Source organism: Streptomyces sp. PKU-EA00015 (assembly GCF_013387495.1).
Taxonomy (GTDB): domain Bacteria; phylum Actinomycetota; class Actinomycetes; order Streptomycetales; family Streptomycetaceae; genus Streptomyces.
The window spans coordinates 283,262-295,343 of sequence record NZ_JABZEE010000010.1 but is presented as its reverse complement, the minus strand read 5'-3'; the positions used below and the strand labels follow the sequence as shown (position 1 = coordinate 295,343).

At 71.5% G+C, this 12,082-nt stretch carries 8 protein-coding genes; all 8 read right to left on the bottom strand.

Annotated elements, in window-relative coordinates; all coding sequences use genetic code 11:
- On the bottom strand, positions 1 to 609 hold a 609-nt coding region (locus HW130_RS10620), incomplete at its 3' end, for a UbiA family prenyltransferase (RefSeq protein WP_375256522.1).
- A gap of 65 nt (positions 610 to 674) precedes the next feature.
- A complete protein-coding gene (locus HW130_RS10615) occupies positions 675 to 1,826 on the bottom strand; it encodes an inositol-3-phosphate synthase (RefSeq protein ID WP_177149209.1) in 1,152 nt (383 codons plus the stop codon).
- Positions 1,827 to 1,952: 126 nt separating this feature from the next.
- Positions 1,953 to 5,642 carry a ThuA domain-containing protein gene (locus HW130_RS10610; RefSeq protein WP_177149208.1) on the bottom strand — a complete coding sequence of 1,230 codons (3,690 nt, stop codon included), beginning with the start codon at positions 5,640 to 5,642 and terminating at the stop codon, positions 1,953 to 1,955.
- A 344-nt stretch (positions 5,643 to 5,986) separates the two neighbouring features.
- Positions 5,987 to 6,994 carry a sugar phosphate isomerase/epimerase gene (locus HW130_RS10605; protein WP_177149207.1) on the bottom strand — a complete coding sequence of 336 codons (1,008 nt, stop codon included), beginning with the start codon at positions 6,992 to 6,994 and terminating at the stop codon, positions 5,987 to 5,989.
- A 12-nt stretch (positions 6,995 to 7,006) separates the two neighbouring features.
- Positions 7,007 to 8,257: a Gfo/Idh/MocA family protein gene (locus tag HW130_RS10600; protein ID WP_177149206.1), complete on the bottom strand. Its 1,251-nt coding sequence runs from the start codon at positions 8,255 to 8,257 to the stop codon at positions 7,007 to 7,009.
- A 44-nt stretch (positions 8,258 to 8,301) separates the two neighbouring features.
- Positions 8,302 to 9,348 (bottom strand): substrate-binding domain-containing protein, encoded by a 1,047-nt coding sequence (locus tag HW130_RS10595; RefSeq protein WP_177149205.1) that lies wholly within the window; start codon positions 9,346 to 9,348, stop codon positions 8,302 to 8,304.
- Positions 9,349 to 9,417: 69 nt separating this feature from the next.
- Positions 9,418 to 10,449 carry an ABC transporter permease gene (locus HW130_RS10590; RefSeq protein WP_177149204.1) on the bottom strand — a complete coding sequence of 344 codons (1,032 nt, stop codon included), beginning with the start codon at positions 10,447 to 10,449 and terminating at the stop codon, positions 9,418 to 9,420.
- Positions 10,446 to 11,969 carry a sugar ABC transporter ATP-binding protein gene (locus HW130_RS10585; protein WP_177149203.1) on the bottom strand — a complete coding sequence of 508 codons (1,524 nt, stop codon included), beginning with the start codon at positions 11,967 to 11,969 and terminating at the stop codon, positions 10,446 to 10,448. The genes HW130_RS10590 and HW130_RS10585 overlap by 4 nt, the downstream gene beginning before the upstream one ends.
- Positions 11,970 to 12,082 lie beyond the last annotated feature (113 nt).

Genomic DNA, 12,082 nt, shown 5'->3' with positions numbered 1-12,082 from the left:
CGCGCCGGGCGAGGACGCGGCAACCGCGCCGCGTGCCGAGACAACGGCCGCATCGGGCGAAGACGCCGCCGCGGCGGGCCCGAAGCGGGGCTCCCCCGTGGCCGGCTGCCGTGTCGCGGACAACGTCGCGGTCGCCCCCAGGAGCAGGTCGAGTCCGCGGGCCGTCGCCATCGCGGCGGGGCCGGCTGCCGTGTGCTTGAGGCGGAGGTCGTACGCCCAGACCGTGGCCGACAGGGCCGTGGCCACGGCCAGGGCGGGACGGCCCGCGCGGGAGGCGAGGGCGAGGCCCGCCGCGGTGAGGGCACCGGCCGCCGCGAGGGCCGCGCCCGGTGCGATGCGGCCCGAGGGGATCGGGCGGTGCGGGCGGTCGACGGCGTCCTCGTCGCGGTCGGCCCAGTCGTTGAGCGCCATGCCCGCCTCGTACAGGCACAGGGAGGCGCCCACGGCCAGTGCCGTGCCCCGGTTGGGGCGCAGTCCGGCCGCGGCCGCGCCCGCGAGGGCGTCGCCGGGGACGGTGAACAGGGCGGAGACACGCAGCAGTTCGGCCCAGTCCCGCAGTGTGGCACGGCCCGGCGGCCGCGCGGGCGCGCCCACGGCCTCGGGCGACAAGGAGGCCGCGGCGGCCCCGCGGGGCCGGGGCCGCGCGGCCGCGAGGCGGGACAGCAGGGAGCGGATCACCGGGTCTCCCGCAGGCGGCCGGCGAAGGAGAGGAGTGCGGTGAACTGCTCGGACAGGCCCGCCGGGCCGCCGTCCGGGTCCTTGAAGTAGAAGCCGAGTTCGGGCAGGGGCCCCGAGATGCCTGCCTCGTGGGCGCGGGCGACGAGGCGGGCCAGGTCGAGGACCAGGGGCGCGGCGAGTGCCGAGTCGCAGCCCTGCCAGATGGTCTGGAGGACCATGCGGGAGCCGAGGAAGCCGTCGAAGGCGATGTGGTCCCACGCGGTCTTCCAGTCGCCGAGCGCGGGGACGTCGTCGATGTGGACCTCTCCCTCGGGGCTGTGGCCGAGGGTGTCGGCGAGGACGCGTTCCTTGCCGGCGTTCTTGGCGGCCGCGGCGGCGGGGTCGGCGAGGGCCGCTCCGTCTCCGCCGCCCAGCAGGTTGGTGCCGGACCAGGCCCGTACGGACAGGGCGCGCTGCACGAACATCGGGGCTAGGACGGAGCGGAGAAGGGTCTGGCCGGTCTTGCCGTCGCGGCCGGCGTGGGGAAGTCCACTGGCCGCGACGGCGTCGGTGAGGGCGGCGGTGCGCAGCCCGGTGGACGGGGTGAAGTTCACGTAGGGGCAGCCGGTGCGGACGGCGGCGGCCGCGTAGAGGGAGCTGGGGGGCAGCCGGACGGCGTCCGGTCCCGGGAGAGGTTCGGTGGAGGACACGTTGACGACGACGACCCTGGCGAGAGCGTGCCGCTCGCGGAAGGACTCCAGATCCGTGGCGAAGGCGGCGATGAGTTCCTCGTCGGTGCGGGTGTCCCCGGCGAGCGGGCCGCCGGGGCGTATCTCCCGGTCGGCGGCGGCGAGGTCGGTGCGGACGGCACCGGCGAGGCCGTGCGGGAGGACGCCCGCTTCGGTGAGGTGCTCGGCCCGCTTGGGCAGCGGGCAGCTGACGGTGTCGTAGCCGCCGAAGACGAGTGAGGCCAGGGAGGGCAGACCCGTGCCGGTGAACGGCGCGGTCTCGGTGACCATGCCGGTCGGCGGATGCATTCCGGCGGTCACCGCAGCGCATCCGGCCACTGCGGTGGTGGCCACCGATCCGCGTGCTCCGACGAACCAGACCCCGGTGCGTGCGGTTCCCCGGCCGAGCCGGGGCTCCGTTGTGTTCCCGTCGTTGTTCACGGGCTGCCTCCCTGCCATGTCGATGTTCCGATGGGGATGGAGGACGGCGGGCGGGGGTACGGCGCCTCCCCGCCCGCCGCCGGCTCGGTGGCGGCCCTCAGGGGGTCGCGCCCCTGAGGAGGGGCACTAGGAGGGCAGCTCCTTCAGCTGGATGTCACGGAAGGACACCTGGTCCTCGGCGCCGTGGTTCTGGATGCCGATGTAGCCGTCCTCGAGGCTGCGGACCGGGTCGGTGTTGGTGAAGTCGTTGATCTTCTCTCCGTTGAGGAAGACCTGCAGGCGTTCGCCCTCGACCCGGATCTCGTAGGTGTTCCACTCGCCGGGCGGCCGCAGCACCCGGTCACGGGTCTGGATGTCGGCCGACTTGAAGCCGTAGACGGCACCGGTGGTGCGGTCCGGGGCGTCGGTGGCGTCGATCTGGACCTCGTAGCCGTTGTTGACCGCCGACCAGGGGTCGTCGGAGGCGGGGAAGCCGACGAAGACGCCGGAGTTGTCGTCGCCCGCCATCTTCCAGTCGAGCTTGAGCGAGTAGGAGTGCAGCTCCTTGGCCTGGTACCAGAGCATGCCCATGCCGCCTTCGGTGCGCAGTTCGCCGTCGACGACGTCGAACCCGCCCGGACCGGCCTGCTTCCAGCCGTCCAGCGTCTCGCCGTTGAAGATCGGCCGGTAGCCGGTCCTCGGCCTGCAGTCGGCGTCGACCTGTCCGGTGGCGTAGCGCAGCCCGCCCAGCAGGTGCTGCCGGAAGGCCGGCTCGGCGTAGGACTCCTTGGTGTGGCCGCCGCCGGTGTAGAAGGCGCGGCCGCCCTCGTAGGTCTGGCACCAGGCGATCGGGTGGTCGCCCTTCATGGTGCCGCCCGTGTAGCTGGTCTCGTCGAGGGTGGCCAGGACGCGGGCCTGCTCACGCGGGTTGGTGCGGTAGTTGTACCACTCGTCGGTGCGCTGCCAGGGTTCGTCGATGTGCGCGGTGGCCGGGTGGTCGTGGTCCTCGACGCGTACGGTCGCGGGCTGGATGTGCGGATGCGAGGTGAAGTAGGCGCCGACGAGTCCGCCGTAGAACTCCCAGTCGTACTCGGTGTCGGCCGCGGCGTGCACGCCCATGTAGCCGCCGCCCGCGGCGACGTAGTCCTCGAACGCCTTCTGCTGGTCGGCGTTCAGGACGTCACCGGTGGTGGACAGGAACACGACCGCGTCGTAGCGGGCGAGGTTGGCGGCGGTGAACTGGCGGGCCTCCTCGGTGGAGTCGACCGTGATGCCGCTGCTGCCGCCGAGCTCTTTCAGCGCGGTGATGCCGGCCGGGATGGAGTCGTGCCGGAAACCGGCGGTCCGGGAGAAGACGAGGACGCGCTTGGCGGCCTTGTCGACGGGCTCGTCGGAGATCTGGAAGTCGTCGACGTCGTACAGGGCCCCGGCTCCTCCCTTGAAGACGAGGAACAGTTCGGTGGTCCGCTTCGGGACCGACCTGAGCGGCACGTCGACGTTCTGGAAGGTGTCCCAGCCGCCCGTGACCGGCACCGGGGTGGAGCCGAGGAGGGTGCCGCTCGCGGACCCGGCCCGTACCTCCAGGATTCCGCCGGTGCCGCCGGAGGAGACACGTGCGGTGAGCTTGGTGGATCCGGCGAGGTGGTACGGCGTGAAGGAGATCCAGTCGCCGTTGTGGATGTCGCCGACGGTCTTGCCGCCGTTCGCGGTCGCCTTGTCGTAGGTCGTGATGCCGGCGGAGTCGTCGAAGTGCTCGGCCTGCCGGTGGCGCGGCTGCAGCTTCGCCTGGTCGTGCGTGGTCAGCGGGGCCTGGCCGCCGCCTCCGCCGTCGGTGTACTCGGCGTCGAAGACGCCGAAGATGTCGGCGTTGGCGTCGTGCCCGCCGTCGGCCGAGGTCTTGATCGTGCCCGTGCAGCCGTTGGCCGAGGTCTCGGGGTGACCGTGGCTGTCGTGGCCGAGGATGTACGTCACCTTCACCTTGGCGCAGTCGACGGTCCCGTCCTCCGGGTCGGTGACCGTGACCTTGAAGGGGACCTCGTCGCCGAATGCGAACAGTGCGCCGTCGGCGGGCAGTTCCAGCGTCACCTTGGGCGCCGTGTTGCCGACGACGACACGGACACTGGCGGAGCCGGTGCGGCCGCTCGGGTCCTTGGCGGTGACGGTGGCGGTGTAGGTGCCGTTCTTCTTGTACGTGTACGTGGGATCGGCCGCGGTGGAGGTGCCGCCGTCGCCGAAGTCCCAGCTGTAGGTGAGGGCGTCGCCGTCCGCGTCGGTGGTCCCGGCGGAGGAGAAGGACACCCGCAGGGGCGCCGTGCCGGAGGTCTTGTTCGCGCTCGCCTCGGCGACCGGGGAGCGTCCGCCGGTGGCGTTCTCGATGCGGTAGAGGCCGGAGTTCTCGTCGCCGCCGAACCAGGCGGTGCCGTAGTCGAGGACGTAGAGCGCGCCGTCGGGGCCGAAGGCCATGTCCATGATCTGCGTGCCGGTCCACGGGACGGGGTTGATGGACTGCACGGCGCCGTCCGCGCCGTGTTCGATGCGCTTGATCCAGCGCCGGCCGAACTCTCCGGCGAAGAAGTCCCCGTCGTACTCCTCGGGGAACTTCACCGGGGAGGTGGAGGCGGCGTCGTAGCGGTAGACGGGTCCGCCCATCGGCGACTCGGAGCCGGTGCCGAACTCGGGTACCGATCCCCCGTTGTACGGGATCCACGCCGGCTGTGCGGGCGGCAGGTCCACCAGGCCCGTGTTGTGCGGCGAGTCGTTCTTGGGGGCGGCGCAGTCGAAGGCGGCGCCGGAGGTCTTGGTGGCGAAGTCGTAGTCGACGTAGGCGTCGTTGTCTCCGGTGCAGAACGGCCAGCCGTAGTTTCCGGGGCCGGTGACGCGGGCGAACTCGACCTGGCCGGCCGGGCCGCGCCGGGGGTCGGCGGCGCCGGCGTCGGGACCGTAGTCGCCGACGTAGACGATGCCGGTCTTCTTGTCGACGCTGAACCGGAAGGGGTTGCGGAAGCCCATGGCGTAGATCTCGGGCCGGGTCTTCTCGGTGCCGGGGGCGAAGAGGTTGCCCTCCGGTATCGCGTACGAGCCGTCGTCGTTCACCTTGATGCGCAGGATCTTGCCGCGCAGGTCGTTGGTGTTGCCGGAGGTGCGGCGGGCGTCGTAGGCGGGGTTGCGGCCGGGGCGGTCGTCGATGGGGGTGTAGCCGTCGGAGGCGAAGGGGTTGGAGTCGTCGCCGGTCGACAGGTACAGGTTGCCCGCCGCGTCGAAGTCGATGTCGCCGCCGACGTGGCAGCAGATGCCGCGGGTCGCCGGGACGTCGAGGATCTTCTTCTCGCTGGCGTTGTTCAGGGTGCCGTCCTCGCCCAGGACGAAGCGGGAGAGCCGGTTGACGCCGTCGTACTTCGCGAAGTCCGCGGCGGTTCCCTCGTTGGGCGCGTCGCCCGCGGGGGTGTCCATCGGGGGCGCGTAGTAGAGGTAGACGAACCGGTTCTCGGCGAACTTCGGGTCCAGGGCGATGCCTTGGAGACCTTCCTCGTCGTGCGAGTAGACGGGGACGGTGCCGACGACCCGGGTGTTGCCGGCGGCGTCGGTCATGCGCAGCTCGCCGTTGCGGGAGGTGTGGAGCACACTCCGGTCGGGGAGGACGGCGAGCGACATGGGCTCGCCGGTCTCCTCACCGCCCTTGGCGAGCGTGACCTGCTGGAACTCCGCGGCGGCCGGGGTCGCTTCGGGGTCGGCCGCGGTGGCCGTGGTCGGCGCGGTGAGGGCGAGCGAGGTTGCAGCGAGGAGACTGCCGGTGAGGAGCGCGAGGGCCTTGCGGCCCCTGGGCCTTTTTCTGTGCACGGATGTCCTCCGGTAGTGGCCGGTCGAACGAGCGGGTTGCCGTGGAGCGCTGGGGTGTCCCCCGGACCGCGCTCGCCTCGTGGAGCGGTGCTGTTCGCGGGTGCTCTTCCTTGAGCTGCGAGAGCTCCGCGCCGGGCTGGATGCCGTGGAACCGGAGTGCGCCGTCACTCCTGCACCACCTATGTCGTGTACACGAGATGGGACGGTAGCCGGGTTCATCCTGGACGGAAAGCCCTTGTGCAGCAGCGAAGTTGAACTTTTTCCCGTAGCAGGACAAAGGCGCACCCGGGCGTGCCGGACCGGCCCGGCGGCACTCTCGCCGCCGGGCTCGGACCAGGCATGTTCTACTGATCGCCGCCCGAGAAGGCGGCGTCGAAGGACGCGCTGGGCGGATCGAAGTCGAACTGCCTCAGATGCGCAAGCGCTTGTGGCGCACCGGCCAGCCGGTCCATCCCGGCGTCCTCCCACTCCACCGAGACGGGCCCGTCGTAGCCGATGGAGCGCAGCATCCGGAACACGTCCTCCCAAGGCACGTCGCCGTGCCCTGCGGAGACGAAGTCCCAGCCGCGGCGCGGGTCGCCCCACGGGAGATGGGAGCCCAGCCGCCCGTTGCGCCCGTCCAGACGCCTGCGGGCCTCCTTGCAGTCGACGTGGTAGATCCGGTCCCGGAAGTCGTAGAGGAAGCCGACCGGGTCGAGGTCCTGCCAGACGAAGTGGCTCGGGTCGAAGTTCAGCCCGAACGCGGGCCGGTTGCCCACCGCTTCGAGCGCCCGCTTGGTGGTCCAGTAGTCGTAGGCGATCTCGCTGGGATGGACCTCGTGGGCGAAGCGGACGCCCTCGGTGTCGAAGACGTCGAGGATCGGGTTCCACCGCTCGGCGAAGTCCTCGTACCCGCGCTCGATCATCCGCTCCGGCACGGGCGGGAACATCGCCACCAGGTGCCAGATGGAGGAGCCGGTGAAGCCGATGACCGTGTCGACGCCGAAGGCCGCGGCGGCGCGGGCGGTGTCCTTGATCTCGGCCGCGGCCCGCTGCCGTACGCCCTCCGGCTCCCCGTCGCCCCAGATGCGGGCCGGCAGGATGCCCTGGTGCCGTTCGTCGATGGGGTTGTCGCAGACGGCCTGGCCGACCAGATGGTTGGAGATCGCCCAGCAGGTGAGGCCGTACTTCTCCAGCAACGCGTGCCGGCCGTCCAGGTACGACGGGTCGGCGAGGGCCTTGTCCACCTCGAAGTGGTCGCCCCAGCAGGCGAGTTCCAGACCGTCGTATCCGAAGTCACGGGCCAGCCGGCAGACCTCCTCCAGCGGCAGATCGGCCCACTGACCGGTGAACAGTGTGAACGGGCGTGGCATGGGATCTCCTTCTCAGACCTGTGCCTGTACTGCCTGGGCTGCTCGCCCTGCTCCCTCGTCCGCACCGGCCGCCGGTACGGGGGTGTAGACGGCGTTCTTCCGCGCGCTCTCCTCCACCGCGGCGAGCACCCGCTGCACCTGCAGCCCGTCGGCGAACGAGGGCATCGGCTGCGCCCCGGTGGCGATGGCCACGACCAGATCGCGGACCTGGTGGGCGAAGGTGTGCTCGTAGCCGAGCGCGTGGCCCGGCGGCCACCACGCCTCGAGGTAGGGGTGTTCCGCCTCGGTGACGAGGATGCGGCGGAAGCCCGCGGTGACGGCCGGCTCGCGGTGGTCGTGGAAGGACAGCTCGTTGAGGCGCTCCAGGTCGAAGGCGAGCGAGCCGAGTTCGCCGTTGACCTCCAGGCGCAGGGCGTTCTTGCGCCCTGACGCCATCCGGGTCGCCTCGAAGGAGGCGAGGGCCCCGGAGGCGAGGCGCCCGGTGAACAGGGCCGCGTCGTCGACGGTGACTGTCCCACGCTCCGCGCCGCCGGACGCGGTCAGACCTGCCGACGCCCCCCGCAGCAGCGGCCGTTCCCTGACGAAGGTCTCCAGCTGCGCCGAGACCCCGACCAGCGGCTCCCCCGCCAGGTACTGCGCGAGGTCGACGATGTGCGCGCCGAGGTCGCCGAGCGCCCCCGAGCCCGCGTGCTCCCGCTCCAGACGCCAGGTCAGCGGGAAGTCGGGGTCGACCAGCCAGTCCTGGAGGTAGGTGACCCGGATGTGGCGCAGCGTGCCGAGCCGGCCGTCGGCGATGAGCCGGCGCGCGTACGTGAGGGCGGGCACGCGCCGGTAGTTGAAGCCCACCATCGCCACCTGGCCGCGGGCGCGGGCCGCTTCGGCGGCCCTCACCATGGCCTCGGCCTCGGCCACCGAATTGGCCAGCGGCTTCTCGCACAGGACGTGTTTGCCCGCCTCCAGTGCCGCGACGGCGATCTCCGCATGGCTGTCCCCGGGGGTGCAGATGTCGACGATCTGCACATCGTCACGGGCGACGAGGGCACGCCAGTCGGTCTCCGCCGCCGCCCAGCCGTGCCGGTCGGCCGCCGCGCGCACGGCGTGCTCGTCGCGGCCGCCGATCGCGGCGAGGACCGGCCGCAGCGGCAGGTCGAAGACCCGGCCGGCGGTGCGCCATCCCTGGGAGTGCGCGGCGCCCATGAACGCGTAGCCGACCATGCCCACGCCGAGTGTCGGCGCGCCTGCGTCACTGTCCCTCTGTTCCATACGGTTCCTCCTCGTCGGTGTGCACGGTGGGGGCGGCGCGCCGGTCAGTTGAAGCCGGTGGGCAGGTACTCGTCGACGTTGTCCTTGGTGACGACGGCGGAGTAGAGGGTCAGGGAGGCCGGGATCTCCAGTTCGGCCATGCCGCTGACTCCCTTGCCCTGTCCGAGCGCACGCGCCAGGTCGATGGCGGAGGCCGCCATCGTCGGCGGGTACAGGACGGTGGCCTTGAGCACGCTGTTGTCGGCCTTGATGGCGTCCATCGCGGACTTGGCGCCCGCCCCGCCGACCATCAGGAAGTCGTCGCGCCCGGCCTGGGCGATGGCGCGCAGGGCGCCCACGCCCTGGTCGTCGTCGTGGTTCCACAGGGCGTCGAACTGCGACTGGGCCTGGAGCAGTTGCGCCATCTTGGCCTGGCCGGACTCGACGGTGAAGTCGGCGGCCTGGCGGGCGACCTTCTTGATGTTGGGGTAGTTCCTCAGGGCGTCGTCGAAGCCCTGGGTGCGCTGCTTGGTCAGTTCGAGGTTGTCGAGTCCGGCGAGTTCGACGACCTTGGCGTTCGGCTTGTCCTTGAGCTGTTCGCCGATGTAGTTGCCCGCGTTGAGCCCCATGCCGTAGTTGTCGCCGCCGATCCAGCAGCGGTAGGCCTGCGGGGAGGCGAAGACGCGGTCCAGGTTGACGACGGGGATGCCCGCCTTCATGGCCTGCAGGCCGACCTGGGTGAGGGCCTTGCCGTCGGCGGGCAGGATGACGAGGACGTCGACCTTCTTGTTGATGAGGGTCTGGACCTGGCCGATCTGGGCGGCCGTGTCGTTGGACCCCTCGGTGATCTCCAGGGTGACGTCGGAGTACTTCTCGGCGCGTGACTTGGCGTTCTGGTTGATGGCGTTGAGCCAGCCGTGGTCGGCCTGGGGGCCGGCGAAGCCGATGGTGACGGCCTTGCCGGGCTTGTCGTCGGCGACGGGGGCGTTGTTCGTGGCCTGTTCCTGCTTCTTCGGCTCGTTGCTGGTGCAGGCCGTCAGCAGTGCTCCGGCGGAGACGGCTGCGGTGCCGAACAGCAGTCCTCTGCGGCTGGTGGAGGGGATGTGCGGCATGACGGATCGACCCTTCGACTGGGCGGTATGGGCGGTGCGGGTTGGGGGAGGTGCGGGTGTGCGGGGCCGTCAGGCGTCGGCGCCGCGCAGGGTGCGGCGCTGGACGAGGACGGCGGCGACGATGATCGCGCCCTTGGCGATCTGCTGGACGGCGGTCTCCAGGTTGTTCAGCGCGAAGATGTTGGTGATCGTCGTGAAGACCAGGACGCCGAGGACGGAGCCGACGATGGTGCCGCGGCCGCCGCTGAGCAGGGTGCCGCCGATGATCGCGGCCGCGATGGCGTCGAGTTCGTAGAGGTTGCCGTTGGTGTTCTGGCCGGACCCGGCGAGCACGATCAGCATGAACGCGGCGATGCCGCAGCACAGGCCGGACAGCAGGTACAGGTACAGGCGCTGGCGTCGTACGTCGATGCCGGCCAGCCGGGCCGCCTCCGCGTTGCCGCCGACGGCGACCGTGCGGCGGCCGAAGGTGGTGCGGTTGAGCAGCAGCCAGCCGATGACGGTGACGGCCGCGAAGACCAGCACCAGCGGCGGGATGCCGAGGACGTAGGCGTCCTTGACGCCGAGGTCGAGCACCTCGTTCACCGTGACGATCTGGGTCTTGCCGTCGGTGATCTGCAGGGCGAGTCCGCGGGCCGATGCGAGCATGGCGAGGGTCGCGATGAAGGGCACCATCCCGCCGTACGCGATGAGCACACCGTTGACGAGGCCGCAGCCCACGCCCACGATCACGGCGGTGAAGAGGATGCCGGCGAAGCCGTACTCCTGGGTCGCCACGGTCGTGGCCCATACGGAGGCGAGCGCGACGATGGCGCCGACCGACAGGTCGATGCCGCCGCTGGTGATGACGAACGTCATGCCGACCGTGACGACACCGATGACGGACGCCTGGGTCAGCACCAGCTGAAGGTTGCTGGCCGCGAGGAACTCGTCGGGCTTGGTGATCCCGCCGACGGCGATCAGCACGGCGAGGACGCCGAGGAGCGAGAGGTTGCGGACGTCCGCGCGCAGTCCGAGCGGCGCCCGCCCCCCGCCTGCCGGTGCGGACGTGGCGGTGGCGGCCGGCGCGTCCTTCTGCGCCGCAGAGGCTGGCTGCGTCATGCCGTCGGGCTCCCTTCCATCACAAGGTCGAGTACGCGGTGTTCGTCGAGCTCCCGGGCGTCGGCCGTGTGCACGACGCTGCCTTCGCGCAGCACCAGCACACGGTCGGCGAGGCCCAGGACCTCGGGCACTTCGCTGGATACGAGCAGTACGGCGAGCCCTTCGTCGGCCAGCCTGCGGATGACGGCGTACAGCTCGGCGCGGGCGCCGACGTCGACACCGCGGGTGGGCTCGTCGAGGAGGAGCACCTTGCAGCCGCGCAGCAGCCAGCGGGCGAGCACGGCCTTCTGCTGGTTGCCGCCGGAGAGGGTGCGGATACGGGCGTCGGGATTGTCGGGCCGCAGCGACAGCTCCCGGGTGGCCTGCCGGGCGGCGGCCCGCTCCCGGCGGTGGTCGAGCCAGCCGGCGCGGGAGAAGCGGGAGAGGGTGGAGATCGTGACGTTGCGGGTGACGGACTCCAGCATCAGCAGGCCCTGCGCCTTGCGTTCCTCGGGCGCGAGGCCGATGCCGGCGCGGACGGCGGCACGGACGCTGCCGGGCCGCAGCGGGATTCCGTCGACGAGGACGCGGCCCGCGGTGGGCCTGCGGGCGCCGTAGACGGTCTCCAGGATCTCGCTGCGTCCCGAGCCGACGAGGCCGGCGAGACCCACGATCTCCCCTGGCCGCAGCTCGAGTTCGACGGGTGCGAACTCGCCCTGCCTGGCGAGCCCTTCGACCCGCAGAACCGGTTCGCGGGCGGCGCCGGCCCCGCGCGCCGGCCGCTCGGGGAAGACGTACTCGACGTTGCGGCCGGTCATCAGCGCGACGACGTCGCGGGTGGGGGTGGACTCGGCGGGCAGGCCGACGGCGACGGCGCGCCCGTCCTTGAGGACGGTGACGCGGTCTCCGATGCGGCGGATCTCCTCCAGCCGGTGGGAGATGTAGACGACGGCGACGCCTTCGGCGGTGAGGTCGCCGACGATGCGGAAGAGGTTGTCGACCTCGTCGGGGTCGAGGGCGGCGGACGGCTCGTCCATCACGATCAGCCGCACGTCGTGGGAGAGGGCGCGGGCCATGGACACGATCTGCTGCTGGGCCGCGGACAGGTCGCCGACCTGACGGGCCGGGTCGATCTCGGTGTGTCCGAGCCGCAGCAGCAGCTGTGCGGTCGCGTCCCGGGCCGCCGCGCCGCGTACGACGAAGCCGGCCGCGGTCGGCTCGTGGCCGAGGAAAACGTTCTCGGCGACGGACAGCCCTTCGACCAGGTCGAGTTCCTGGTAGATCGTCGCGATGCCGAGGCGCATGGCGGCGATGGGCGACCTGAGCGACACGGTCTCGCCGCGCCAGGTGATCTCTCCGCCGTCGGGCTGGTGGGCGCCGGCGAGGACCTTGATGAGAGTGGACTTCCCTGCGCCGTTCTGCCCGAGGAGGCAGTGGACTTCGCCGGCCTGGACCTCCAGGTCCACGCCGTCCAGGGCACGGACGCCCGGGAACGACTTGGTGATGCCGGACATGGTGAGCAGGGGTGGTTCTGATGCCATGACGAATCCCCTCGGCGGGTGCGGCCGGTGAGCGGGCAGGGCGGATGAGGGTACGAGGGCGGGCCCGGGGCGCCCCCGTCGGTGCGGCGGGGGCGTGCGGGTGGGTGCACGTC